This window comes from Komagataeibacter rhaeticus (assembly GCF_011611525.1).
GTDB classification, from domain to species: domain Bacteria; phylum Pseudomonadota; class Alphaproteobacteria; order Acetobacterales; family Acetobacteraceae; genus Komagataeibacter; species Komagataeibacter rhaeticus.
This window is the reverse complement of record NZ_CP050139.1, coordinates 815,054-839,002: the sequence shown is the minus strand read 5'-3', so window position 1 is coordinate 839,002 and position 23,949 is coordinate 815,054. Positions and strand designations below refer to the sequence as shown.

23 protein-coding genes are annotated in these 23,949 nt (G+C 66.3%); 10 read left to right on the top strand and 13 right to left on the bottom strand.

Translation table 11 applies throughout. From position 1 onward, the window contains the following. Window positions 1-47: 47 nt before the first annotated feature. A complete protein-coding gene (locus GWK63_RS03910) occupies window positions 48-251 on the bottom strand; it encodes a cold-shock protein (protein ID WP_010507660.1) in 204 nt (67 codons plus the stop codon). A gap of 339 nt (window positions 252-590) precedes the next feature. Between GWK63_RS03910 and GWK63_RS03905 the strand changes: the two genes are divergently transcribed. After that, on the top strand, window positions 591-1,337 hold the full coding sequence (locus GWK63_RS03905) for a class I SAM-dependent methyltransferase (protein WP_007399246.1): 747 nt from the start codon (window positions 591-593) through the stop codon (window positions 1,335-1,337). A 123-nt stretch (window positions 1,338-1,460) separates the two neighbouring features. On the opposite strand, the gene groL is transcribed toward GWK63_RS03905, so the two are convergent. The 3 genes from groL to GWK63_RS03890 form a co-directional block, all read right to left on the bottom strand. Then, on the bottom strand, window positions 1,461-3,110 hold the full coding sequence (groL, locus tag GWK63_RS03900; protein WP_007399245.1) for a chaperonin GroEL: 1,650 nt from the start codon (window positions 3,108-3,110) through the stop codon (window positions 1,461-1,463). Window positions 3,111-3,173: 63 nt separating this feature from the next. Then, window positions 3,174-3,464, bottom strand: coding sequence for a co-chaperone GroES (locus GWK63_RS03895; protein ID WP_034931502.1), 291 nt, complete (start codon window positions 3,462-3,464; stop codon window positions 3,174-3,176). Window positions 3,465-3,825: 361 nt separating this feature from the next. Continuing rightward, complete coding sequence (locus tag GWK63_RS03890; protein ID WP_007399242.1) at window positions 3,826-3,987, bottom strand: hypothetical protein; 162 nt, start codon at window positions 3,985-3,987, stop codon at window positions 3,826-3,828. Between the two features lie 91 nt (window positions 3,988-4,078). On the opposite strand from GWK63_RS03890, the gene GWK63_RS03885 reads away from it, so the two are divergent. Then, window positions 4,079-4,741, top strand: a complete 663-nt coding sequence (locus tag GWK63_RS03885; RefSeq protein ID WP_039999372.1) for a dienelactone hydrolase family protein — start codon at window positions 4,079-4,081, stop codon at window positions 4,739-4,741. A gap of 157 nt (window positions 4,742-4,898) precedes the next feature. Here GWK63_RS03885 and GWK63_RS03880 read toward each other — a convergent pair whose 3' ends face one another. Together GWK63_RS03880 and GWK63_RS03875 are read right to left on the bottom strand one after the other, a co-directional pair. Beyond that, window positions 4,899-5,804 (bottom strand): S-methyl-5'-thioadenosine phosphorylase, encoded by a 906-nt coding sequence (locus GWK63_RS03880; RefSeq protein ID WP_007399240.1) that lies wholly within the window; start codon window positions 5,802-5,804, stop codon window positions 4,899-4,901. Next, complete coding sequence (locus GWK63_RS03875; RefSeq protein WP_039999370.1) at window positions 5,794-6,606, bottom strand: cytochrome c1; 813 nt, start codon at window positions 6,604-6,606, stop codon at window positions 5,794-5,796. Before GWK63_RS03875 ends, GWK63_RS03880 begins: the two co-directional genes overlap by 11 nt. 175 nt (window positions 6,607-6,781) lie before the next feature. On the opposite strand from GWK63_RS03875, the gene hemF reads away from it, so the two are divergent. Together hemF and GWK63_RS03865 are read left to right on the top strand one after the other, a co-directional pair. Continuing rightward, entirely contained in the window at window positions 6,782-7,690 is a 909-nt protein-coding gene (gene hemF, locus GWK63_RS03870) for an oxygen-dependent coproporphyrinogen oxidase (RefSeq protein ID WP_007399237.1), read from the top strand. A 116-nt stretch (window positions 7,691-7,806) separates the two neighbouring features. Further along, window positions 7,807-8,889 (top strand): hypothetical protein, encoded by a 1,083-nt coding sequence (locus GWK63_RS03865; RefSeq protein WP_007399236.1) that lies wholly within the window; start codon window positions 7,807-7,809, stop codon window positions 8,887-8,889. Window positions 8,890-8,916: 27 nt separating this feature from the next. Here the strand turns inward: GWK63_RS03865 and GWK63_RS03860 are convergent, their stop codons facing one another. The 5 genes from GWK63_RS03860 to GWK63_RS03840 form a co-directional block, all read right to left on the bottom strand. Beyond that, window positions 8,917-9,531, bottom strand: coding sequence for a Smr/MutS family protein (locus tag GWK63_RS03860; protein WP_007399235.1), 615 nt, complete (start codon window positions 9,529-9,531; stop codon window positions 8,917-8,919). Window positions 9,532-9,677: 146 nt separating this feature from the next. Further along, entirely contained in the window at window positions 9,678-11,090 is a 1,413-nt protein-coding gene (locus tag GWK63_RS03855) for a cytochrome-c peroxidase (RefSeq protein ID WP_007399234.1), read from the bottom strand. Between the two features lie 82 nt (window positions 11,091-11,172). After that, complete coding sequence (locus tag GWK63_RS03850) at window positions 11,173-12,063, bottom strand: DNA-methyltransferase (RefSeq protein ID WP_034931496.1); 891 nt, start codon at window positions 12,061-12,063, stop codon at window positions 11,173-11,175. A gap of 42 nt (window positions 12,064-12,105) precedes the next feature. After that, a complete protein-coding gene (gene mltA, locus GWK63_RS03845) occupies window positions 12,106-13,332 on the bottom strand; it encodes a murein transglycosylase A (protein WP_112209907.1) in 1,227 nt (408 codons plus the stop codon). A gap of 47 nt (window positions 13,333-13,379) precedes the next feature. Then, window positions 13,380-14,066, bottom strand: coding sequence for a Tim44/TimA family putative adaptor protein (locus tag GWK63_RS03840; protein ID WP_139064304.1), 687 nt, complete (start codon window positions 14,064-14,066; stop codon window positions 13,380-13,382). Between the two features lie 202 nt (window positions 14,067-14,268). Between GWK63_RS03840 and secB the strand changes: the two genes are divergently transcribed. Beyond that, window positions 14,269-14,790, top strand: a complete 522-nt coding sequence (gene secB, locus GWK63_RS03835; RefSeq protein WP_034931491.1) for a protein-export chaperone SecB — start codon at window positions 14,269-14,271, stop codon at window positions 14,788-14,790. Between the two features lie 222 nt (window positions 14,791-15,012). On the opposite strand, the gene GWK63_RS03830 is transcribed toward secB, so the two are convergent. Both GWK63_RS03830 and hemC read right to left on the bottom strand, forming a co-directional pair. Next, the gene (locus GWK63_RS03830; protein WP_039999367.1) at window positions 15,013-15,726 is read right to left on the bottom strand and encodes a uroporphyrinogen-III synthase; all 714 of its coding nucleotides are present in this window, start codon (window positions 15,724-15,726) and stop codon (window positions 15,013-15,015) included. 17 nt (window positions 15,727-15,743) lie between these two features. Then, a complete protein-coding gene (gene hemC / locus GWK63_RS03825; protein ID WP_007399228.1) occupies window positions 15,744-16,826 on the bottom strand; it encodes a hydroxymethylbilane synthase in 1,083 nt (360 codons plus the stop codon). A 71-nt stretch (window positions 16,827-16,897) separates the two neighbouring features. Here hemC and tsaD point away from each other — a divergent pair, with 71 nt between their 5' ends. The 5 genes from tsaD (at window position 16,898) to mutS (ending at window position 23,941) form a co-directional block, all read left to right on the top strand. Continuing rightward, window positions 16,898-18,013 carry a tRNA (adenosine(37)-N6)-threonylcarbamoyltransferase complex transferase subunit TsaD gene (tsaD, locus tag GWK63_RS03820; RefSeq protein WP_007399227.1) on the top strand — a complete coding sequence of 372 codons (1,116 nt, stop codon included), beginning with the start codon at window positions 16,898-16,900 and terminating at the stop codon, window positions 18,011-18,013. Window positions 18,014-18,119: 106 nt separating this feature from the next. Further along, the gene (locus tag GWK63_RS03815) at window positions 18,120-19,091 is read left to right on the top strand and encodes an NAD(P)H-dependent glycerol-3-phosphate dehydrogenase (protein ID WP_007399226.1); all 972 of its coding nucleotides are present in this window, start codon (window positions 18,120-18,122) and stop codon (window positions 19,089-19,091) included. Window positions 19,092-19,196: 105 nt separating this feature from the next. After that, a complete protein-coding gene (locus tag GWK63_RS03810; protein ID WP_007399225.1) occupies window positions 19,197-19,682 on the top strand; it encodes a glutathione peroxidase in 486 nt (161 codons plus the stop codon). Window positions 19,683-19,704: 22 nt separating this feature from the next. Next, window positions 19,705-21,261: a murein biosynthesis integral membrane protein MurJ gene (gene murJ / locus GWK63_RS03805; RefSeq protein WP_039999365.1), complete on the top strand. Its 1,557-nt coding sequence runs from the start codon at window positions 19,705-19,707 to the stop codon at window positions 21,259-21,261. A gap of 64 nt (window positions 21,262-21,325) precedes the next feature. Further along, on the top strand, window positions 21,326-23,941 hold the full coding sequence (mutS, locus tag GWK63_RS03800) for a DNA mismatch repair protein MutS (RefSeq protein WP_099963264.1): 2,616 nt from the start codon (window positions 21,326-21,328) through the stop codon (window positions 23,939-23,941). The last annotated feature ends 8 nt before the right edge of the window (window positions 23,942-23,949 follow it).

The following is a 23,949-nucleotide window of genomic DNA, read 5'->3' as shown; positions in this document are numbered from 1 at the left end:
ACGCCCGGGCCCTTCCCGCTACACCATTCCCCGGAGCGGGAGAAGTGTCAGAGCGCCTTGAGGTTGGTCGCGGCGGCCTTGCCACGTTCCATGGCGATGTCGTAGCTGACAGCCTGATCCTCGTTCAGGCCACGCAGGCCAGCCGCCTGCACGGCAGTGATATGCACAAACACGTCCTTGCCGCCATCATCGGGCATGATGAAGCCAAAACCCTTGGTTGCGTTGAACCATTTTACTTTTCCGGTAGCCATAGCCAGTCTCTTCTCCAGCGCCATCCTTGCCGGTCCTAATACCGGCAATCCGGGCGCGTGCCTTTACGGCCATGAAAAAAACGGGGCATCCGGAAAACACCCTGCAGCTTTCACGTCGTTCGTGCACCATAGGGGCAGCATGAAAAGGGCCGCCCTGTCAAATGATGACGCGCGCTGGCCGCGCAGATCGGGACATAATCAATCAAAAAATAGTGACTGCCCGCCTATGGGGCCCACCGTTCGGCCGCCGCCCCGCCCGCATGGCATGCCTTACCGGCGGCCCGGCAATGCAATACACTTTAAACCGTAACGAATCAGACCGCGCGGAACCCACTGCCCATGAGCCAGAACATTTATGACCAGCCCGATTTCTTTCATGGCTACAGCCAGTTGCCCCGCTCACGCGCGGGGCTGGATGCCGCGGCGGAATGGCCCGCCATGCAGGCCCTGCTGCCGCCGCTTGCGGGCGCGCGCATTGTTGACCTGGGCTGCGGCTTTGGCTGGTTCTGCCGCTGGGCCAGCGCGCGCCATGCCGGATCGGTACTGGGGATAGACCTGTCGGAAAACATGCTGGCCCGCGCCCGCGGCTTCGGCCATGACGCGGCCATTACCTATGCCCGGCAGGATCTGGAAACGCTGGACCTGCCCGCAGCGGCGTTCGATCTGGCCTACAGTTCGCTGGCGCTGCACTATATCCGCGACCTTGCCCCCCTGCTCCGCACCATTCACGCAGGGCTGGTACCGGGCGGGCACTTCGTGTTTTCCACCGAACACCCGATCTATACCGCCCCGTCCCGGCCCGACTGGATACAGGATGCCGCGGGCACCCGTGTCTGGCCGCTCAATGACTACCAGATCGAAGGTCCCCGCAGCACGGACTGGCTGGCGCCGGGCGTGATCAAGCAGCACCGCACGCTGGGCACCCTGCTCAACCTGCTGACCGGCACGGGATTTGCCATCACGCATGTGGAGGAATGGAGCCCGAGCGACCAGGACCTTGCAACCCACCCCGACTGGGCACCCGAGCGTGACCGGCCAACCTTCCTGCTGGTTGCCGCGCGGAAACCGGCTTCCCCCACGCCATAAAAAAACGCCATAAAAAAACGGGTGTGACCGAAGTCACACCCGTTTTTCCGAAAAGTCCGCAGGGGGTGGGGAAGGCGGGCGGACCCGCCATCCCCGGACACCCGGCATGGCCTGAGGCTATGCTCAGAAGTCCATGCCGCCCATGCCACCCATTCCGCCCATGCCACCTTCCGGCATGGCAGGAGCCTTCTTCTCGGGGCGCTCGGCCACCATCGCTTCGGTGGTGATCAGCAGGCCCGCGACCGAGGCCGCATCCTGCAGCGCCGTGCGCACGACCTTCATCGGGTCGATGATGCCGGCTGCCACCAGGTCCTTGTAGTCACCCATCTGGGCATCGAAACCGAAGGTGTAGGTGTCGTTTTCCAGAACCTTGCCGGCAATGACCGCACCGTCTTCACCCGCGTTGTGGGCGATCTGGCGCAGCGGGGCCTGCAGGGCCTTGCGGATGATGTCCGCACCGACGCGCTGGTCGTCGTTATGGAAGTGCAGGCCACCCAGCTTGGTCGAAGCGCGGGCCAGTGCCGTGCCACCACCGGGGACAATGCCTTCCTCAACCGCCGCACGGGTCGCGTGCAGGGCATCGTCAACGCGGTCCTTGCGCTCCTTCACCTCGATCTCGGTGGAGCCACCGACGCGGATCACGGCAACGCCGCCAGCCAGCTTCGCCAGGCGTTCCTGCAGCTTCTCACGGTCGTAGTCGGAGGTGGTTTCCTCGATCTGCGCACGGATCTGGCTGCAACGGCCCTTGATGCCCTCGCTGTTGCCAGCGCCTTCGACAATGGTGGTGTTTTCCTTGTCGATGTGCACCTTCTTCGCGGTGCCCAGCATGTCCAGCGTCACGCTTTCCAGCTTGATGCCCAGATCTTCGCTGATCACCTGGCCGCCGGTCAGGATCGCGATGTCTTCCAGCATCGCCTTGCGGCGGTCGCCAAAGCCCGGGGCCTTGACGGCGGCGATCTTCAGGCCACCACGCAGCTTGTTGACCACCAGGGTCGCCAGCGCTTCGCCATCAACATCTTCCGCGATGATCAGCAGCGGACGGCCGGACTGCACAACAGCTTCGAGCAGCGGCAGGATCGGCTGGAGCGAGGAGAGCTTCTTCTCGTGGATCAGGATGTAGGGGCTGTCCAGATCGACGGTCATCTTCTCCGCGTTCGTCACGAAATACGGGGAGATGTAGCCACGGTCGAACTGCATGCCCTCGACCACGTCCAGCTCGGTGTGCAGGCCCTTGGCCTCTTCCACCGTGATGACGCCCTCGGAACCGACCTTCTGCATGGCCTTGGAGATCATTTCACCGATCTCGGCCTCGCCATTGGCGGAAATCGTGCCGACCTGTGCCGTCTCGGCCGGGGTCGTGATCTTCTTCGCGTTCTTCTTCAGCTCTTCAACAACAACGCCAACCGCCTTGTCGATGCCGCGCTTGAGGTCCATCGGGTTCATGCCAGCGGCCACGGCCTTGGCACCTTCACGCACGATGGCCTGCGCCAGCACGGTGGCGGTGGTGGTGCCGTCGCCCGCGATGTCGTTGGTCTTGGAGGCGACTTCGCGCACCATCTGCGCGCCCATGTTCTCGAACTTGTCGGCCAGTTCGATTTCCTTGGCGACGGAGACACCGTCCTTCGTGATGCGCGGTGCGCCGAAGCTCTTGTCGAGCACGACGTTACGACCCTTGGGGCCCAGCGTCACCTTGACTGCGTCTGCAAGAATGTCCACGCCACGCAGCATGCGCTGGCGGGCTTCACCGCCGAACTTTACGTCCTTGGCTGCCATTTTCTTATTCTCCGGTATGGAAAGTTTTTCAGGAGGTTACTCGGTGCGGAAAACGCGGGTGGGTCAGCCGACCACGCCCATGATGTCGCTTTCCTTCATGATCAGCAGTTCTTCACCGTTGATCGTCACTTCCGTGCCCGACCACTTGCCGAACAGCACGCGGTCACCCGCCTTTACGTCCAGGGCCACGATCTGGCCCTGCTCGTTACGGGCACCCGGGCCTGCCGAGATCACCTCGCCTTCCATCGGCTTTTCCTTGGCGGTCTCAGGAATGATGATACCACCTGCGGTTTTTTCCTCGCTCTTGAGGCGACGGACGACCACACGGTCATGCAGGGGACGAAATTTCGTCATGGGATGGATCGCTCCATAATATCTAAAGGTAACGCCCTTGAATCAAGCAACGCCACCGGTTGGCGCGCGCGCCAGGCCGCATCGCGTTAGCACTCCCCTCATGAGAGTGCTAACAACCAGATAGGAAGCCCCCCTACGGGTGTCAAGAAGCGGGACGGGGCTGATGGCGTGGAATTCGCGTGTCCAGTACAACAAAGCTGGATGTCAGGATTTTATCTTTTAATATCAGACACCTGTTTTCCCCAGGCCCGACCCGTCAAAAGGGGAGGCCCTGCCCTCCGTGCAATGCATGATGGGGGTGGCACCGATTCCGTCCCTGCCCCCTGCCATGCCAGGGGAATGCGCTCTCCCTGCATGGGGCTTAACGGAACCAGTACCGGTCGGGCGTCGGCACCGGCAGTTCCGTCTCATCCGCCGCCGTGCTGTGTTTTCCAGTCGGCCCATGCATCCACATGCCCGATGGTGCCGTCCCGGTCGGGCGGATGAAAGCCGGGATATGGTGCGGGCAGGAGAAAATTCTCATAAACACCGTCCTCACGCGGGTTTCATATTGACGCGATGATGCCCCGCATCATTGTGTGACGGACAATAATGGAACAAATGGAGTAGAGGCCATGGGCGCAGTCATCACCATTACCGCGACCGACGGGCATGCATTTTCCGCTTACCGGGCCGGTCGGCCAGATGCCGCGCGCAGCGTTGTGGTGGTGCAGGAAATATTCGGGATCACGCCCTATATCCGCGCCGTATGCGATTCCTTTGCGGCACAGGGCTATCAGACCATTGCCCCCGCCCTGTTTGATCGCGTGCGGCGCGATGCCATCCTGCCCTATGACAGCGCCGGCATACAGGAGGGCCTGGCCCTGCGCAGCCGGATTGCACAGGCCGACACACTGAAGGACCTTGTTGCCGCGGCCGCTATCCTGCCAACGGACAGGAAAGGCATTGTCGGCTTCTGCTGGGGCGGCAAACTGGCATGGGAAGCAGCCTGCCACACCAGGGCCTTTGCCGCGGCCGTGGCCTGGTATGGCGGCGGCATTGCCCAGACCCGCAGCCAGGTGCCCGACTGCCCCGTGCAACTGCATTTTGGCGCAGACGACGCGCATATCCCCGCAAGCGAGGTGGAAGCCATCCGCGCGGCGCATGAGGATATCGAGATCTTCACCTATGAAGGGGCCGATCACGGCTTTGGCTGCACTGACCGCCCTTCCTATAACGAAGCGGCCGCAACGCTGGCCATGCAGCGCACGCTGAGCTTTTTCGAGCACTGGCTGTAACGGGCCCGCATGAAAAAACGCCCATGCCGGCAAGGCATGGACGTTCCTTCAGGAGCCAAGAGGAAAGACGTTCCAGGCAAGGCTTCTTTCAAAAAGCTTCAGAAAGGTGCGGCCTTAAAAAAAGGCGGCACCCGGAAACTTCTGTTGCCTTCCCGGATCAGGCCCGGTTCAGCACGCGGCCGGCGACGGCATCCAGCTTTTTCAGCAGGGCCGGGTCACGTCGATCAGGGGCCGTGATGATGGCATGTTCCAGCGCCCGGTCACAGCCCGCGTAGCAGGGGCCACGCTTCGCGCCCAGCTTCGGGATGACAGAACGGACAAGGGCGCGCGCACGGCTGGCATTTTCCTGCATGACCTTGACCACCGCATCCACCGTCACGCTGTCATGACCGTCGTGCCAGCAGTCGTAATCGGTCACCATGGCCACGGTGGCGTAGCAGATCTCCGCCTCACGGGCGAGCTTGGCTTCAGGCATGTTGGTCATGCCCACCACCGAACAGCCCCAGGAGCGGTAGAGGTTGCTCTCGGCGCGGGTGGAGAACTGCGGCCCTTCCATGACCAGATACGTGCCGCCGCGCGTCACATCCAGCCCCAGTTCGCGGCACTGGCCTTCCAGCACGTCGCCAATGCGCGGGCAGAGCGGGTCGGCCATGCCCACATGGGCGACACAGCCGGTATCGAAAAAACTTTTCTCGCGCGCGAACGAACGGTCGATGAACTGGTCGATCACCACGAAATGGCCCGGCGGCAGTTCTTCCTTGAGCGACCCCACGGCGGAAAGCGACACGATATCGGTCACGCCGGAACGCTTGAGCGCATCGATATTGGCCCGGTAGTTCAGCCGTGAGGGCGGCAGCGGATGCCCGCGCCCATGGCGGGGCAGGAACACGCAGCGCACGCCATCGAGCCGGCCGAACAGAAGCTGGTCGGAGGGCTTGCCCCATGGGGTCTCGACGGTGCGCCACTCCTTGTCTTCAAGGCCTTCGATATCATACAGGCCGGAACCACCGATCAGGCCGATAACCGGCTCGATCTGTTCGCTGCTGGCAGGGTTAGGGGACATTGGACCAGGTTCTCCGTTTCAGGCAGATGGAAAGGACAAGCAAAACCAGCAGGAACACCACGGCCCCCACGCCCACGCGGTGCCGCGCGGTCAGGTGGGGACTGGCCACCCATGCCAGGAAGGTCGTGACATCGCGCGCCTGCTGGGCAACGGTTGCGGGCGTGCCATCGGGATAGGTGACACCGCCCTCATGCAGCGGGGGCGGCATGGCGGTCTGCCCGTTGGCGGCATAGGGGTTGTAGAACAGGCCCGGCGGCACGGCGGTGCCGGGCGGCGGGGTCTCGCCATAGCCGGTCAGGAAGGCCAGTATCCGGTCCACCCCGCCGGGATGGACCACCGCCAGCCGCGACTGGTCGGGCGGCATCACGCCGTGATTGGCCGCCGCCGCCGCATGGGGATTGGGATAGGGCGAGAGCAGGTGGTCATCCATGTTGGCCGGGCGCGTGACCGGGTGGCCGCTGCCGTCCACCCCGGCGGGCACATGGTGGGCGCTGGCAATGGCGTTGACATCCGCCATCTTCAGTCCCAGCCCCGCAAGGTCGCCATAGGTTACGGACTTCATGCCATGGCAGGCGGAACAGACCTGGGCATAGACCGTATAGCCACGCTGGACGGCCGCCATGTCGAAATGCCCCAGCGGGCCGCTGAAGCTCCATGCCTGCGGCGGGGGGGCACGGTAGTCGTGTCGCGGCTGCGCCAGTGCCGTACTGGCGGGCAGGCCAAGCGCCGCCAGCAGCAGGCCGCGCCGCAACCAGCCCCCTGCGCGCGCGCCATGGCCGCGCTGATGACGCCGTTCCTGCATGTCCGCTCCGTTTCCGCCCCAGTGATCGGTCTTCCTTCCGCATCGGATGCAAAAGGCTGGCCCTTCCTAGCGGCTGGGAGCGTGCCCTTGCAATCGCCCGTCTTGCAATAGGCGGTGCAAACGGGCACCCGTAATATCCATTGCGAACGACCAGAACGGGCAGAATGATACAGCCATGACAACATCCCGCACCCCTGTCGCCCACGACGCCCTCAAGGATACGGCCCGGGCCTGGTTCGAAAGCCTGCGCGACCGGATCTGCAGCGCCTTTGAACAGATAGAGGACGAGGCCGCCGCCGCCGGCAGCCCCACCCTGCCCGGCAAGGAAGCTCCCGGCCGCTTCATCCGCACCCCGTGGGAGCGCACGAACGATGACGGCACGCCGGGTGGCGGGGGCGTGATCAGCCTCATGCGCGGGCGTGTGTTCGAAAAGGTGGGCGTGAACGTTTCCACCGTAAGCGGGGAGTTCAGCCCGGGCTTTCGCGATTCGATACCGGGGGCGGCACAGGACCCGCGCTTCTTTGCCACCGGCATAAGCCTTGTGGCCCATATGTGCAGCCCGCTTGTGCCCGCCGCCCACTTCAACACCCGCATGATCATCACCACGCAGGGCTGGTTTGGCGGCGGTGGCGACATCACCCCCATGTTCCCCGAAAGCGCCGAGGCCATCAGTGACGCCGCGCGCTTCCATGATGGCTTCCGGCTGGCCTGCGAAAAGCATGACCCGGACTACTATCCCCGCTTCAGGGAATGGTGTGACCGCTATTTCTACCTGCCCCACCGCAATGAACCGCGCGGGCTTGGCGGCATCTTCTATGACCGGCTCAACACCGGGGACCTGGACGCCGACTTTGCCTTCACGCGCGATGTGGGGCTGGGTTTTCTGGAAACCTACCCCGACATCGTGCGCGGGCGGATGATGGAACCGTGGACCGAGGCCCAGCGCAAGGCGCAGCTGGTCCGGCGCGGGCGGTATGTGGAGTTCAACCTGCTGCACGACCGGGGAACAATTTTTGGCCTTAAAACGGGTGGAAATACCGAAGCCATCCTCATGAGCCTTCCCCCGGAAGTCCACTGGCCATAAGAATAGCCCATGCCCGCCTTACCCACCCAGCCAGACCCGCTCCCGATCCCGCCCCGCCCGTTGCGACGGGGCCATGACCGGCAGGCGCCCCCCGCCCCCGCGCGCGTGGCACGACCATGATCACCCGCCGGGCCCTGCTGGGCATGCTGGCGGCGGGCACCGCCATGGGGCGCGCCATGGCGTCCGAACTGCCCCGGGAACGGCTGTCCATGCCGGCAAACCCGTCCGGCACGCCCGGCCTGCTGCTGGCCGGGGACCATAGCGCCATGGCCGACCGATGGAGCCCGATACTGCCCGCAGCCCTGGCACAGGGGTTTGGCCTGCCTGCCCCGCTGCCGGTGCGCAACACCGTGGGGCAGGACGGGGTAACGGGCGCCAACCTGTTCGACTCCCAGTTTGCATCCGATGGCATGATGGCGCTGGCGGCGCCCGGCTCGGCGCTTGTCTCCTCGCTGTGCGGTGACCTGCGCATCCATTTCGACTACAGCCGCTGGCTGCCGCTACTGCTCAGCATGACGGTACCGGTCGTGATCGGGCGGGCGCAGCTGCACCGCAGTCTGGGCAATTTCATGCGTGACCGGCCGGTGCGCATTGCCGTATCCACCCTGACCGGCATCGAACTGCCCACCGTGCTGGCCATGAGCCTGTTCGGCCTGCGCCCCATTCCCGTAACCGGCCTGGCCACCCCGCAGGCCGCCGCCGCCGCCCTGCATGACAATCAGGTCGATGCCATACAGATCACCGACCCGCAGGGCGCGCCCGATACGATGGCGCTGGTCGAGTCACTGACACAGGCGGGCTTTGCCCCCCTGTTCACGCTGTCCACCCGCACCACCGCCTTCAGCGTGCAGGGACAGGCCGTGATGGGCATGGAGGACCGCCTGCGCCAGGATGCCCGTTCCGCGCTGGGCAGCCTGCTCTATGCCGCCTGGAAACCGCTGGCGGGGGCCGCGTCGGTTGACCTTGCCCTTGTGCTGCCCATGCTGACACAGGCCGCAACCCTTGCGCGCTGGCGCACGGCCACGGCTGCGGCCATGCGTGATGGCGCCATACAGGCCATGGGCCACGATACCGGCCGCACGCTGCTGACCGGCACGGACGCGACACAGGCGCTACAGCAGATTTCGGGCGATACCACGACCATCATGGCGCTGCGCCGCTGGCTTGCGGCCAAGCTGCCGACCTGGCGGCTGGACTAAGATAATAACGCAGGCCCGGCGCGCATCCTAGCGCGATGCCCGGCCGGGCCGGCGCAGCAGCACGCGCACGGCACCCTGATTGGCGGAATGGGGATGCACCACCGCCAGGATCAGCCGCCCCAGATCCCCCCGCCCCAGCCAGAACGGCAGTTCCCGGCGCAGGATGCCACCATTATGGCCACTGCCCAGCCCGGTAATGATTTCAATGCAGCGCACGTTGTCCGCGTGCGCCTGAATGATGAAGGCATGCAGGCGATGGAACGCCGTCTGGGCCACCTGGCCATGCAGGTCCAGCCTGCGCGCGGGCCGCAGCTTGCCACTGACCAGGCCGCGCCAGCTCGTATCATCCAGCCCCGGCCTGCGCACACCAATCTCGAATGCGCCGCCCTTCCCTTTCTGCACGGTCACGGCGTGGGACGCGGTGGCATGCACGGCATGCACCGCCCCGGCCGTTATCCGCGCCATGATATCCGCCCGGTCCATGCCGGGCCTTGCATCAGGATCAGGTGGCGTGGCGGCAGGCGCGCGGCCCGTGGCGAAGGATGCGGGCGGAAGATGGCGGGCCGTGCGTAACGGCGCGATACCCTGCGCGAAGGCCGACCACAGGGCCTGTTCCTCCTCGTTCAGTCTGCGCTGCCTCACGGTCTGCTTCCCCTTCCCCGGCACCATGGCCTGCGGTGCATAGAATCACACCCGCCCGGGCAGGTCCATGGTTTCAGGCACGGACCATAACGCAAAAGCCCCGCCGCGTATGCGGCAGGGCCATGCAGGGGGCAAGCGGGAATTGGTCAGGGCGTCGTATTACGCAGGATCTCGCCCTGATAGCGCCCGGTCAGCGTATTGAGGAAAGCCACGATATCGGCCACGTCCTGATCGGAAATGCTGTGGTCGGGCGTCTGGTAGCGCGCCATCTTGCGCACCGCGTCATCCAGCGTCTTCACACTGCCGTCATGGAAATACGGCGCGGTCAGCGCGATGTTGCGCAGGTTGGGCACCTTGAAGCGTTCCATGTCCGCCGGGTTGTGGGTTACCGTGAAGCGTCCCTTGTCCGCATCGGTCAGGGCGCCCCCACGGGCGGCGAAATAGTCCCCTTCCAGCCCCATCGGCTCGAACGCCTGCCCGCCCATGGAAACCCCGGTATGGCAGCCAGAGCAGCCAATCTCCTTGAACAGCCTGTAGCCCTGCTTTTCCTGTGTGTTCAGGGCCGCGTCATCGCCCTTCAGGTACTGGTCAAAACGGCTGTCAGGGGTGATCAGTGTCTTTTCGTACTCCGCGATTGCCCCGGTAATGGTGGCCTGGTCAATCGTGTCGCTGCCAAAGGCGGCCTGGAAACCCGCAACATAGCTCGGGTCCTCACGCAGGTGGGCCGCCACGTCCGACCAGTCATGCGAACCCATTTCCAGCGGGTTCATGACCGGACCGGCCGCCTGGTCGGCCAGCGTCGCGGCGCGCCCGTTCCAGAACTGGCTTTTGTTGAACACCGCGTCAAATACGGTCGGCACATTGATCGGCCCCTTGCGGCCATAAATGCCCGTTGCCGTGACAAGCCCGTCCACACCACCATGCTGCAGGCTGTGGCAGCTTGCGCAGCTGGACTGCCCGTCCCCCGACAGGTGCCTGTCAAAGAACAGGCGCTGGCCCAGCGCCACCTTGGGCGCATCGACCGGCACGGATTCGGGTATCGGCTGCACGGGTTCGGCCGCGAACCGGTCGGCCACCCCTGAAGTGGCGTAATGCTGGCGGCGGACCTGTGCAATCCAGGCCAGCATGCTGTCACGCTGGGCGGCCGACAGGTGGGCATGCCAGTGCATGAGCAGGTACAGCGTGGGCGGCATGCGGTTCTGGTTGATCACTTCCTCGATGCGGGCCAGCGGCTCCTCATCGGGCACGCTGCCATTCTGCAGCGCGGTAATGACCGGCTCCACACGGAAATGCTTCAGCCCTTCCGCGCGGTCACGGCTCATGAGCGTATTGGCCACCGGCAGGCTGAAATAGAAGGGCAGGTCGACATTGGCCGCGTGGCAGTAGTCGCAGCGTGCCTCCCGCACCACATTCAGGGCGTTGGCGGACACGGCGTCCACGCCAGCCGCCGCGGGCGCCGGCGCCGTGGCGTGATCGAAATGCGTGAGATAGGCGACCGTCCCGCCATACACCACGCCGCCTGCGGCGATTGCCCCCAGAACTGCCTTCCTGACCGACATGCGAAATCCCCTTCCCAAGACTGGAAGTGGTTTTGGCCGATTCAGGAATTATTTGTCAATATAATCGTTTCAATGGAAACGATCAAACATTTCGATCATCCGTTCCGGCAGCACCCGCCGCCTGCGCCTGCATGGCCTGCCGGACCCGTTCACGCGCCACGTTGACATAGATGGTATCGAGATCGATCCCGATCCCCCGCCCCCCTTCCCGCACGGCCGCGACCAGCGTGGTGCCGGTGCCCATGAACGGGTCCAGCACCACGGGCGCGCTCTTGCCATGCAGGCGGATGCACATCTGCGGCAGCAGCACGGGAAACGTGCCGGGATGGTGGAATTTCTGCGCCCTGCCCTGCACGGTTTCATAGGGGATGAACCAGGTATCGCCCCGGCACCGGCGGTCCTGGCGGTGGCCACGGCGCACGATGTTGGACTTGTCCTTGTAGGGCACGCCGATATCGAGCCGCTTCAGTCCCACCTCCCCCTTCAGCGTCAGGTGGAACAGGTGCTCATGATTGCGGTTGAGGTAGCGGTGGCTGTTGACGGGCTTGAAATGGCCATGCGTGTCGACCCCGACCGAGATCGACTTGACCCACGAGATATGGTTCTGCAACACGAACAGTTCGCGCAGCCGGACCATCAGTTCGAACGGCAGCCACGGCTGGGCGGAAGACCCCGCGACATTGAGGAAGAACGAACCGTCGGGCCGCATGACCCGGCGCACTTCCGCCGCGACCTCGACCATCCAGTCCAGGTAGCCGTCTTCCTCCAGCCGGTCACGATAGGTGCGGTATTTCAGCCCGATATTGTATGGCGGCGAGGTGACGACCACATCCACGCTGGCCGCTTCCATGCGGCGCATGGCGCGCACGCAGTCGCCACGGACCAGCAGATGGGGACCTTCGGTGTAACGGACCGTCCGCGGCGGGCGGGGTGTCGGTACGGAAGCCTGCGCCGCGCGGGGTCGCCCTGTCATGATGTTCCTGCGCTCTTTACTCCGCCCCGGGCGGATCTGGTGTTACTGGGCGGATGCTTCGTGTTCGTGTTCGTGTTTCGGCCTGCTTCGCGGCACCAGCACGATCATCTGCCCACCCGAATGCAGGTTGCCCGCGGCCTGCGCCGCTTCCGGTCCCCAGCCCATACACAGGTCGGCACGGTCCGGTCCCTTGATGTCAGTGCCCAGATCCTGTGCGAAGTCAAGCCGCTCCCATGTTGCGGGGTGACCGTCCACCTGCACCTGTGCCTGCACCCATACCGGGCTGCCCAGCGGAATGTAGGCCCGGTCCACCGCAACCGAACGCCCCGGCACAAGCGACACGCCCAGCGCGCCCGGCGCACCGGCCCGGACGTCCGCTCCATCCAGTTCACGGAAGAAGACGTAGTTGGGGTTCTTCTCCATCATCTCCCGTGCCTTGTCGGGATTGGCCTCAAGCCAGCCGCGGATGGAGGCCATGTTCACGTCATCCGCACCCAGCAGCCCCTGCGCCACCATGACGCGCCCCAGCGGCACATAGGGCTGGCCATTCAGGCCATCAAAGCCAAGGCGGATGATCGTGTCATCGGGCAGGCGTACCCGCCCGGCCCCCTGTATCTGCAGGAAGAACAGGTCAACCGGATCGGCAAGCCAGAGCATTTCCAGCTTCTTGTGCGCAAGCCTCCCCTGATCGATCTCGGCACGGGTCCAGTAGGGCACGATCTGCCCGTCCTGCCTGCGGCCGGTCACGATATTGCCCTGTGCGTCGCGTTCACGCACCAGATCGGGCGGGCGGCGGTAGACCGGGGTCTGGTACATGCCCCCCCGCCGCAGGGAACCCCTGATCTCGGGTTCGTAATAGCCGGTAAACAGCATGCCACCCGCGCGCGGACCCGCCGGCATGGTGTAGGGACGGAACCACTGTTCAAAAAATGCCCGCGCCGCCGCCCGGTCGCCCACCGGCACGTCACGCGCGGCCTGGCAGGCCGCCTGCCAGTCCCCTACCACCCGGCCGGGACGGGACGTGGCTTCCCCCCCCAGGCTGCTGTCCGGGGGCAAGCTCGTGATCTTGTGGCAGTCTTCCAGGAATACGGACAGCGCCTCTTCCTGCGCGTCATTCTTCCATCCGGGCAGGGCATGGAAGGGGACATGACGTACCCGCGCCGGGGCGGGGCTGCGTTCCTGGGCGGCACCGGTGACGGGGGACTGGGTATGGCAGCCACACAGGGCAATAACGGCGCACAGCGGCGCAATATGCTTGAATACTTTCATGCACACAGACAGATCATGAGTTTATCGGGAAATTATGGCACGGCGGCCTATGCGCTGCGGCTGGCACCCAGCCGCCAGCCGGCCCCGGGCGCATTGACACCCAGCAGGCGCTCGAACGTCCACAGGTCCGAGAATTCGGTCACCGCGTCCACGCCGGCCACGGGGTGGCCGCTGCTGTCTACCGTCAGGCTGATCTGGTCCGATACGATCCGCACCTCAATACGGGCAAGGGGACTGGGGCCTGCGGCCTCATCCACTTCCGCGCCGATGATGGCGATGTCGGTAATGTCACGGATTTCACTGCGCAGGACCTCGCCCGCCTGCTGGCGGGACTGGATCGCCGCCTCGAACGCGCCAAAGGTGGCGGCTGTCAGCCGTTCGCGCAGCACGTCCAGATCACCCGCCGCATAGGCACCCACGATCTGGCGGAAGGCGGTCTCGGTTCCCCGGGCGAATTCCTGGGGTGTGAAGCCGGGCTGGAGGGCCGCGATGCGGGCCAGCACGCCGCCCACGCGGGTATCAGGAGTGGGAATTTCATAGGTAATGGCGGGCGGCGGGGGTTCGACAGGCTTTTCCACCATCGGCTGGGCCGCGGGCTGGGCCGCCATGGGGCGCACCGCCGGTTCGGCCCCGACCCTGCGGCCGAGGATGCTGCGCAGGCGCAGGACAAGGAAGACAGCCACCAGCCCCAGAACAACAAGATCCAGCGGAAAATGACCAGAGATAAAATTCATGCCGCGCGTCCATAACGGCAGGCGGGCGCCCTGCCAGAAGTTACCCTGCGCCACAACATAGGCAAGGCCCTTTGCCAGCACAATGCACAAGAGGCGTTAAAATTCCGGCACGCGGTATGGCATCGCCCGCATGCCCATGCTACGGCCAGAGAATACGGGATTCTTTCCTTTTTCCACTGACCTCCGGGAAATACAGACAAGCATGTCCGACACGACCCAGCCGACCAGCCCTGAAAACGGCCAGAGCGCGCCCCCCGCCCTTCCGCTGGCAATCAACCTTCAGTACATCAAGGACCTTTCGTTCGAGGTGCCCGCCGGGGCGGAAATATTCGCAACGCTGCGCACCAACCCGCAGATCTCGGTCAACATCGACGTGCAGGCCAACCGCCTGGAACAGGAACAGCCGGTGTTCGAGGTGGTCCTGACCGTAAAGGCCGAAGCGAGCGAAGCCCCGCAGACCGAGGGCGGCCCCGCCGGCCGGCCGGTTTTCATTGCCGAGCTGTCCTATGCGGCAATCGCGACACTGAACAACCCGCCCGCCGAGCTGATCGAGCCGATCCTGCTGGTGGAAGTGCCGCGCCTGATCTTCCCCTACGTGCGCAATATCCTGAGCGAAGTCACGCGCGATGGCGGCTTCCCGCCCGTGGTGCTGCAGCCGATCGACTTCGTGGCGCTGTGGCAGGCCAAGCGCAACTCGTTCGACCAGACGCCGGGCCATGCCTGAGCCTGTGTCGGGCCACATAGCCTGACCAAGGCAGCCAGAAAGGCCGGGGGCATCGTGCTCCCGGCTTTTTTTATGCAAGGTCGCGCATACGCCCCGCGCGCCAGCCCGGCCTGAAAAGTATCAGGGAAGGTTCTGGTGAAGCTTTTTCAAAAAGCTTCAAGAAACGCCGCCTTTTTGAAAACAGGCGGCTCCCAAAAAGTTTTATCGTTTTTTATCAAATGGTTAATTTGAATCAGGTCGCCCAAGGCTGTCCAGCATGGCGTCCTGGTCGGGATGGGTCGCCACCCTTACGGCCCGCCAGTGCGGCCCGCCCGTCAACGCCGCCGCAACCGTGCCCGACATGGCAATCGCGTCCACCCGCGCCAGCATCCCCGCCACAACCGGGTCCAGCGCCGCCACGAAGGCTTCCGCCGTGCGGGTGGAATAGAACATGACCGCCGCCACCTGCTCCGCCCGCAGATCCGCTTCCGTCGCATCGGGCAGCACCCGCACCGGCTCGATGGCATAGACACACCGCCGCGCCACGCGGAAACCGGCACCGCGGAGTTCATTTGCCATGTCGCCCCCATAGCCACGCCCGACCGCCAGCAGCAGCCTGCTTCCCGCCCGGCAGGACGCACGCAGCAGCGCCACAAGCTCCGCCGCCGTGCCGGAGGCCGGAATGACATGACTGAAACCCGCCGCCCGTGCCCGGCGGGCCGTCGCCTGCCCCACCACATAGCAGGGGCAGGCATGCAGGCGCGGATCGTCCAGCGCCGCAAGGGCCTGCCCGCTGGTCAGCACAACGGCATCGGGACGGAAGGCCCCCAAGGTCAGGCCAAGGGGCACGACATGCAGCATGGGGGCCGCGATGGGCCGCCACCCTGCCCCCGCCACCGCCGCCATGGTGGGGGCAAGGCCGGGCGGGGGGCGGGTAATGATCACCCCGTCACGCATGGGCGCGACAGGAGTGGTTATTTTTCTTCAACAAAAATATCGGCCGGGCTGTCGGCCCGCAGGCTGCGGCCAAGGTCGCGCCCCAGACGCGCCGCATCCGCCGGTGCCCCGCTTATGGAGCGCTTGAGCAGGAACGACCCGTCCTCGCGCGCGACAAGGCCGGTCAGGTGCAGTTCCGGCGCACCACCAGCCACCACCGGGATCAGCCGGGCGTAACCGCCAATGGGGGTGCGGCACGACCCGTCCAGTTCCGCCAGCAGCGCGCGCTCGGCCGTGGCGACGGCGCGGGCCTCGTAATCCTCGATGGCGGAAAGCAGTTCGCGCAGTTCCACATCGCTTTCCCGCACGGTCACGCCCACAATCCCCTGTCCGGCGGCGGGCACCATGATGGTGGGGTCAAGGATCACGTCGGCGCGGTCTTCCATGCCCAGCCGGCGCAGCCCGGCATAGGCCAGCAGGGTGGCATCGCACTGACGGGCGGCCAGCTTGTCCAGCCGGGTCTGCACATTGCCGCGCAGCAGGCCGAATTTCAGGTCCGGGCGCACATGCAGCATCTGCGCCTGGCGGCGGACGGAGGCACACCCCACCAGCGCGCCCTGCGGCAGTACGGAATACGGGTCTGCCGGGTCCGGCTCCCCACAGCCGGGGCCAAGGATCAGCACATCACGCGCATCCTCGCGCTTGAGCGTGCAGGCCAGCACCAGCCCCGGCGGCAGCGTGGTCTCCAGATCCTTCAGGCTATGCACCGCGAAGTCGATCCGCCCATCCAGCAGGGCTTCATGGATTTCCTTGGCGAACAGGCCCTTGCCGCCAATTTCCGCCAGCTTGCGGTTCTGCACCTGATCGCCCGTGGTGCTGATCTGGTGTTCCTGGAACGCCCCCATGTCCCGCAATACAGGGCAGAAACGGGTCAGGACCGTAAGGAACGCCCGTGTCTGGACCAGCGCCAGCGGAGAGGCACGCGTTCCGACCTTCAGCGGCAGCTGCCGCCGGTGGGGTTCGGGATGTGTGGCTTCCTTTCGCTGGCGTGCAGCAGCCTCGGCCGCGACTTTCTGTAGCGCGGACGACGGAAACGGGGCGGATGGCTTTGCGGACTCCATATCGCGTGTCTATTACCGCACCGCGATAAAGGAAAGATGACATTCGCCACACCCGCATTGTAAATTGCGCCATGCCCGATACCGAACAGACAGGCCCCGATCTGCCAACTCCCGTTATGGCCATTGAATCTTCGTGCGATGACACCGCCTGCGCCATCGTGCGCGCGGATGGCGAGATACTGGCAGAAACGACATTATCGCAATCCGGCCATGTGCCATTTGGCGGGGTCGTGCCCGAAATCGCGGCCCGTGCCCACCTTGCCGCCCTGCCTGGCCTTGTGCGTGACACGCTGGCCCGGGCGGGCCTGCGCCCCCGTGACTTGGGCGCCATTGCCGCAAGCTGCGGGCCGGGGCTGATCGGCGGCCTGATCGTGGGTGCTGACATGGGCAAGGGCATGGCCATTGCGCTGGACCGGCCCTTCATTGCCGTCAACCATATCGAGGCCCATGCCCTCAGCCCCCGCCTGCCCGGCGTGGCCGGCAATGGCGCGCCCTTTCCCTACCTGCTGCTGCTGGTCTCGGGCGGGCACTGCCAGTGCATCGCGGTGGAAGGCGTGGGCCATTACCGCAGGCTGGGCGGCACGATTGATGACGCGGCGGGCGAGGCGTTTGACAAGGTGGCCAAGATGCTGGGCCTGGGCTGGCCCGGCGGCCCGGCAGTGGAACGGCTGGCGCTGGAGGGCGACCCGCATGCCATTGCCCTGCCCCGCCCGCTCATGGGCCGGGCAGGGTGCGATTTTTCCTTCTCCGGCCTGAAAACCGCCGTGGCGCAGAAACTGCCCGCCGAGGTGCGGACAGCCCTGCCGCGCCCGCTTGCCGCCGATATTGCCGCAGGCTTCCAGCAGGCGGTCAGCGATATCGTGATCGACCGCCTTGGCCACGCGCTGGACATGATGGAACGCCCCACCACGCTGGTGGTGGCGGGCGGCGTTGCGGCCAATGGCGTGCTGCGGGCGCGCCTGCGGGCATTCGCCCATGAACATAACCTGCCCTTCGCCGCCCCGCCGCTGCGCCTGTGCACGGACAACGCGGTAATGGTGGCATGGGCCGCGATCGAGACCATGCGCGCGCGCCGTGCGGCGGGACTGCCCATACCCGATGATATCGCCCTGCGCCCCCGTCCGCGCTGGCCACTGGCGGAGATAGCACAGCGGATGACCGCGACAGGCACCGACATCCCCGCCTGACATCGCGGCGGCAGACAGCCCCTTGCACCGCAACCCGGACAGGCGCACTGCGATAAGGCAACACCAGAATGCCGAATACGGCACACGATGCTCAGGGAACGAACGGATGACCCATACCGCACGGATTGCCGTGATTGGCGCAGGCGCATGGGGCACGGCCCTTGCGCTGCAGGCCGCGCGCGCGGGGGCGGAGGTCTGCCTGTGGGCGCGCGACCCCGCCACCATGTCCGCGGGCCGCGTCATGCCGCGCCTGCCGGGCTATGCGCTGCCCGCCGCCATTACGGTTACCGGCACCCTGCCGCGCCAGGCCGACCTGATCCTGCTGGCCTGCCCTGCCCAGCACCTGCGCGCGACAGCCCGCACCGTACCGCCCTGCGCGCCCATGATCGCATGCTGCAAGGGAATCGAACAGGCAACCGGCCTCATGCCCCTGCAGGTACTGGCCGAACTGTTCCCCCACAGCATGCTGGGCGTGCTGTCCGGTCCCAATTTCGCGCATGAAGTCGCCGCGGGCCTGCCTGCCGCCGCCGTGCTGGCCTGTGCCGAGCGCACGCAGGCGCGCAGGCTGGCCGACCTGCTCACCACCCCCGCCTTCCGCCTTTATGCCAGTGACGACCCGACCGGCGTGCAGATCGGGGGGGCCGCCAAGAACGTGGTGGCCATCGCGGCAGGGGCCGCCATGGGGGCCAGACTGGGGGAAAATGCACGCGCGGCCCTGATCACCCGCAGCATTGCCGAGCTTGGCCGCCTGTCCCATGCACTGGGGGGGCGGCTGGAAACCCTGTCCGGCCTTGCGGGAATCGGGGACCTGCTGCTGACCTGCACCGGCCTTGCCTCGCGCAATTACCGGCTGGGGCTGGCCATTGGCAACGGCACCCCCGCGCAGGAAGCCGCCAATGCGCTGGAAGGTGTTGCCGAAGGCATGGCCACCGCCCCCGCCCTGCACGACCTGGCCCGGCGCCACGGGGTGAACGCGCCGGTCATCGCCACCGTGGCCAGCCTGCTGGCGGGCACGACCACCATGGCTGACGCCAGCAGGCAGCTTCTGGCACGGCCGGTGGGACATGAATTTGCCTGAGGCGACCACCCCATACATCCCACATCTGCAAACAGGCGGCTTGACCCCCGGCAGCGCAGCCTGCAATCCGGTCCTTCCGGCGCGCATACGAGACCGAGCATCCCGATGACCACACTATACGATTTCATCCTGCCTGCCCTCAACGGACCCGACATCGACCTGTCGAAGCTGCGGGGCAAGCCGATCCTGATTGCCAACACCGCCTCCAAATGCGGATTCACCCCGCAATACGAGGGCCTGCAGAGCCTGTGGACGACATGGCGCAGCCATGACCTGACGGTCATTGGCGTGCCATCAAACGATTTTGGCGCGCAGGAACCGGGCACGGCCGAACAGATCGGCACGTTCTGCCAGCGCAACTACAACGTCACCTTCCCGCTTGCCGCCAAAAGCCATGTCCGGGGGCCACAGGCCATCCCGCTGTTCCGCTGGCTGGCGCGTGAGGGCGGGTTCCTGTCGCTGCCGCGGTGGAATTTCTACAAATACCTGATCGGGCGCGACGGGCAGCTGGTCAACTGGTTCACTTCCGTCACCTCGCCCGAATCCCGGCGGGTGCGCATGGCGGTCGAACGCGCGGTGATGGACCACTGATGCCGCGCAGCCGCCGCGCGCCATGCTGAAGGGATTCCTGACCGTAAGCGGCTGGACCATGATCAGCCGCCTGCTGGGACTGGTGCGTGACCAGCTGCTGGCGGCCCTGCTGGGCACGGGAGTGGCGCAGGATGCGTACCAGATCGCCTTCCGCCTGCCCAACATGTTCCGCCGCCTGTTTGGCGAGGGCGCGCTCAACGCCGCCTTCGTACCCCTGTTCTCCAGCCTGCTGGAGCGCGAAGGCAGGGAGACCGCCCAGCGCTTCGCCAGCGAGACGATGAGCGTGCTGCTGTCATGGCTGCTGCTGCTGACCGTGCTGGGCGAGATCTTCATGCCCGGCGTGCTGCGCCTGATTGCCCCGGGCTTCACGCACGGGGGCGTGCGCGATTCGCTGGCCATATCGCTCAGCCGCATCACCTTTCCCTACCTGCTCATGATCTGCGGGGCGGCACTCGTATCCGGCGTGCTGAACGGCATGCACCATTTTGGCGTGGCGGCGGCGGCCTATGTCAGCTTCAACGTGGTGGGGATTGCGGCCATCCTCGTCCTGCCCCCCTTTACCGGCGATGTGGCGCATGCCGCCGCGTGGGGGGTAAGCGTATCGGGCGTGATCCAGTTCGGCATCCTGCTTTACGCGGCGCGGCGGGCGGGCATGCGCCTGCGGCTGGTCGTGCCATGGATCACGCCACAGATCCGCACGCTGCTGGCGCGCATGGGGGTGGGGCTGGTGGGCAGCGGCATTACCCAGATCAACTTCCTGGTCGATACCATCATCGCCACCCTGCTGCCCGAGGGCAGCGTGTCACTCATGTATTTTGCCGACCGGGTCAACCAGCTGCCGCTGGGCGTGCTGGGGGCGGCGGCGGGCACGACCCTGCTGCCCGTGCTGACCCGGTACCTGGCGGCAGGCGACATTGCGGGCGCGCACACCACCCAGAACCGGGCCCTATCCTATGCCCTGATCCTGACGCTACCCGCGGCGGCGGGGCTGCTGGTGGTCGCCGCCCCGATCATGATGGCGCTGTTCGGGCATGGGCAGTTTTCGGCGCATGACGCGGTGCTGGCCGCGCAGTCGCTGCGGGCCTATGCGGTGGGACTGCCCGCCTTCGTGCTGGTCAAGGTGCTCTCGCCCGGCTTCTTCGCGCGCGGTGACACGCGCACGCCGGTACTGGTGGGCATGGGCACGCTTGTGCTGAATTTCGTGCTCAACCTGAGCTTCATGCACTGGCTGGCGCATGTCGGCCCGCCACTGGCCAGCAGTCTGGCCGCCATGGTCAATGCGGGCGTGCTGGCATGGCTGCTCATGCGGCGCGGCGCGCTGCTGCCCGATGCCGGGCTGGCACGCCAGCTTGCGGGCATGCTGGGCTGCGCGGGCCTTATGGCCGGGGGGCTTGTCGTGCTGGGCCAGACCCCGCTGGGTGGGGCGATGCAGGCGGGGGCGCTCATGCGGCTGGTGGATGTGGGCGTGCTGATCATGCTGGGGGTGGCGCTCTATCTGGGGGCGCTGCAGCTGCTGGGGGTGGCGGATGTGGGGCAGGCCGTGGCCGCGATCAGGCGGCGGCTGGGCCGGACCGGCTAGCCCACCGGCATCCCGCTGGCAGATCCCACTGGCGAATCCTCCACCCCGTCGGTAGACAACGGGAATGACATTCCCATCCCCCGAAGGCGCCACCCCCGCCATGGCGCAGTGGTTTGCGCTCAAAGCCGAACACCCCGACGCCCTGCTGTTCTTCAGGATGGGGGATTTCTACGAACTGTTCTTCAATGACGCGGAAGCCGCCGCCGCAGCCCTGGACATATCGCTGACCGCGCGCGGCACGCATGGGGGGGAGCCCATTGCCATGTGCGGCGTGCCGGTGCATGCGGCGCAGGCCTATCTGGCGCGGCTGATCCGGCGCGGCTTCCGGGTATCGGTGGCCGAACAGACCGAGCAGCCGCGCAAGGGCCGCCCCGCATCCAAGGGACCGCTGCGGCGCGAGGTCGTGCGCCTGATCACGCCGGGCACCCTGACCGAGGACGAACTGCTTGAGGCCGGGCGGCAGAACCTGCTGGCCGCCATCATCTGCCCCGGCGCGCGCGGGGGCGGCAATCCGGGGATCGCCTGGATCGACATCTCGACCGGCCTGTTCGAGACCGCCACCGTGCCGGCGGCCGACCTGCACGACCTGCTGGGCCGGCTGGACCCGGCGGAAATCCTGTGCGCCGACAACGTGGACCTGGGTGATTTCGCCCCGCGCCGCACGCCTGTCGTCCCCCCCGCCAGCGTGGACGCGGCCCGCGCGCGCATGGCCGAAGCCTTTGGCGTGGCAAGCCTTGATGCCTTTGGCACCTTCAGCGATGCGGAGGCACTGGCCGCGGCCTGCGCCATCGACTACATCCGCCGCAGCCAGGCGGGCCAGCTGCCCCGCCTGTCACACCCCCGCCCCAGCGACAGCCAGGACGTGCTGGGCCTGGACCCCGCGACCCGCGCCAGCCTGGACCTGCTGCGCACGCGCGATGGCACGACGGAACACACCCTGTTCGCCGCGGTCAGCCGCACCGTGACCGCCGCGGGCAGCCGCATGCTGGCGGACTGGATCGCGGCCCCCCTGACCGACCCCGCCCGCATCACGCGCAGGCAGGCGGGCTGGACATGGCTGCTGGACAAGCCGGGCATACGCGACGACCTGCGCGCGGCACTCCGCACCGCCCCCGACATGGCGCGCGCATTGGGGCGGCTATCGCTCGGGCGCGGGCAGCCACGGGATGCGGTGGCCATCCGCCTGGCACTGGAAGTGGCGCGTGCGATCCGGCGCATCCTGGGGGCGCAGCCGGAACTGCCCCCCATCATGGCGGGGGTCATGGGCCATCTTGACCGCGCGCGTGAACTCGAGGCCCTGCTGGGCCGCGCCCTGAGCGAGAACCCGCCCGCGCGCATGGATGATGGCGGCATCATCGCCACCGGATTTGACACCGAGCTCGATGCCCAGCGCGAACTGCGCGATGGCAGCAGGCGCGTCATCGCGGCCCTGCAGCACGACTATGCCGAAAGCCTTGGTGTCTCCAGCCTCAAGATCCGCCACCATGCCCAGCTTGGCTACGTGATCGAGGTACCCGCCGCCGCAGCCAGCCGCCTGCGCGGGCGTGATGACCTGATCATGCGCCAGGGTACCGCCAGCGCCAGCCGTTTTTCAACCGAGCGGCTGATCGCGCTGGACCAGCAGATCGCGCAGGCGGCCGAGAACGCGGCCCTGCGCGAGCGGCATCTGTTCACGCAGGTCGTCTGCCAGATCCTGGACGAGACGGCGCTGCCCGACATCGCCGCCGCGCTGGCCTGCATCGACATCCTGCAGTCCTGCGCGCTGCTGGCCGGGGGCGGCACATGGTGCTGCCCCGCCGTGGTGGATGACACGTCCTTCACCATCCGCGCGGGCCGCCACCCGGTGGTCGAGGCGGCACTCCCGCGCAACGCACGCTTCACACCCAATGACTGCGATCTGGAGCCCGATCACCGCATCATGCTGCTGACCGGGCCGAACATGGCGGGCAAGTCCACCTTTTTGCGGCAGACGGCGCTGGCCGTCATCCTGGCGCAGGCGGGGCTGCCGGTGGCGGCGGCTTCCATGCGCATCGGGGTGGTGGATCGCCTGTTCTCGCGCGTGGGGGCGGCTGACGACCTTGCGCGCGGGCGCTCGACCTTCATGGTGGAAATGACCGAGACGGCGGCCATCCTGAACCAGGCGGGTCCGCGCTCGCTGGTGGTGGTGGACGAGATCGGGCGCGGCACCTCCACGCTGGACGGGCTGGCCATTGCCTGGGCGGTGCTGGAAACGCTGCATTCCACCCTGCGCTGCCGGGCCATCTTCGCCACACATTTCCATGAACTGGCAGAACTGTCGGACAGCATGCCCCGCCTGTCCCCCCACACCATGAGCGTGCGGGAATGGAAGGGGCAGGTGATCTTCCAGCATGAAGTCGTTCCCGGTTCCGCCCGGCGCAGCTGGGGGGTGCATGTCGCCCGCCTGGCGGGCGTGCCGGAACCTGTGGTGCGGCGCGCGGGGCGCCTGCTGGCCATGCTGGAAAAGGAACGCGGCAGGCAGGCCCCGCCCCTGCCACTGTTCGAGCAGCAGCCCCCCCGCACCGAAGCGGAAGCGGAACCGGCCGCCCCCACCGTGCCACCCGCCGCGCACGCGCTGCTGGCGGAACTGGACCCCGATGCGCTCAGCCCGCGCACGGCGCTGGAAATGCTGTATAAACTCAAAAAACTGATGAAACCCTGACACACCTC

Coding starts and splice junctions, on each gene's coding strand:
- GWK63_RS03910 (WP_010507660.1), bottom strand. CDS start 251: ATGGCTACCGGAAAAGTAAAATGGTTCAACGCAACCAAGGGTTTTGGC.
- GWK63_RS03905 (WP_007399246.1), top strand. CDS start 591: ATGAGCCAGAACATTTATGACCAGCCCGATTTCTTTCATGGCTACAGC.
- groL (WP_007399245.1), bottom strand. CDS start 3,110: ATGGCAGCCAAGGACGTAAAGTTCGGCGGTGAAGCCCGCCAGCGCATG.
- GWK63_RS03895 (WP_034931502.1), bottom strand. CDS start 3,464: ATGACGAAATTTCGTCCCCTGCATGACCGTGTGGTCGTCCGTCGCCTC.
- GWK63_RS03890 (WP_007399242.1), bottom strand. CDS start 3,987: ATGAGAATTTTCTCCTGCCCGCACCATATCCCGGCTTTCATCCGCCCG.
- GWK63_RS03885 (WP_039999372.1), top strand. CDS start 4,079: ATGGGCGCAGTCATCACCATTACCGCGACCGACGGGCATGCATTTTCC.
- GWK63_RS03880 (WP_007399240.1), bottom strand. CDS start 5,804: ATGTCCCCTAACCCTGCCAGCAGCGAACAGATCGAGCCGGTTATCGGC.
- GWK63_RS03875 (WP_039999370.1), bottom strand. CDS start 6,606: ATGCAGGAACGGCGTCATCAGCGCGGCCATGGCGCGCGCGCAGGGGGC.
- hemF (WP_007399237.1), top strand. CDS start 6,782: ATGACAACATCCCGCACCCCTGTCGCCCACGACGCCCTCAAGGATACG.
- GWK63_RS03865 (WP_007399236.1), top strand. CDS start 7,807: ATGATCACCCGCCGGGCCCTGCTGGGCATGCTGGCGGCGGGCACCGCC.
- GWK63_RS03855 (WP_007399234.1), bottom strand. CDS start 11,090: ATGTCGGTCAGGAAGGCAGTTCTGGGGGCAATCGCCGCAGGCGGCGTG.
- GWK63_RS03850 (WP_034931496.1), bottom strand. CDS start 12,063: ATGACAGGGCGACCCCGCGCGGCGCAGGCTTCCGTACCGACACCCCGC.
- mltA (WP_112209907.1), bottom strand. CDS start 13,332: ATGAAAGTATTCAAGCATATTGCGCCGCTGTGCGCCGTTATTGCCCTG.
- GWK63_RS03840 (WP_139064304.1), bottom strand. CDS start 14,066: ATGAATTTTATCTCTGGTCATTTTCCGCTGGATCTTGTTGTTCTGGGG.
- secB (WP_034931491.1), top strand. CDS start 14,269: ATGTCCGACACGACCCAGCCGACCAGCCCTGAAAACGGCCAGAGCGCG.
- GWK63_RS03830 (WP_039999367.1), bottom strand. CDS start 15,726: ATGCGTGACGGGGTGATCATTACCCGCCCCCCGCCCGGCCTTGCCCCC.
- hemC (WP_007399228.1), bottom strand. CDS start 16,826: ATGGAGTCCGCAAAGCCATCCGCCCCGTTTCCGTCGTCCGCGCTACAG.
- tsaD (WP_007399227.1), top strand. CDS start 16,898: ATGCCCGATACCGAACAGACAGGCCCCGATCTGCCAACTCCCGTTATG.
- GWK63_RS03815 (WP_007399226.1), top strand. CDS start 18,120: ATGACCCATACCGCACGGATTGCCGTGATTGGCGCAGGCGCATGGGGC.
- GWK63_RS03810 (WP_007399225.1), top strand. CDS start 19,197: ATGACCACACTATACGATTTCATCCTGCCTGCCCTCAACGGACCCGAC.
- murJ (WP_039999365.1), top strand. CDS start 19,705: ATGCTGAAGGGATTCCTGACCGTAAGCGGCTGGACCATGATCAGCCGC.
- mutS (WP_099963264.1), top strand. CDS start 21,326: ATGACATTCCCATCCCCCGAAGGCGCCACCCCCGCCATGGCGCAGTGG.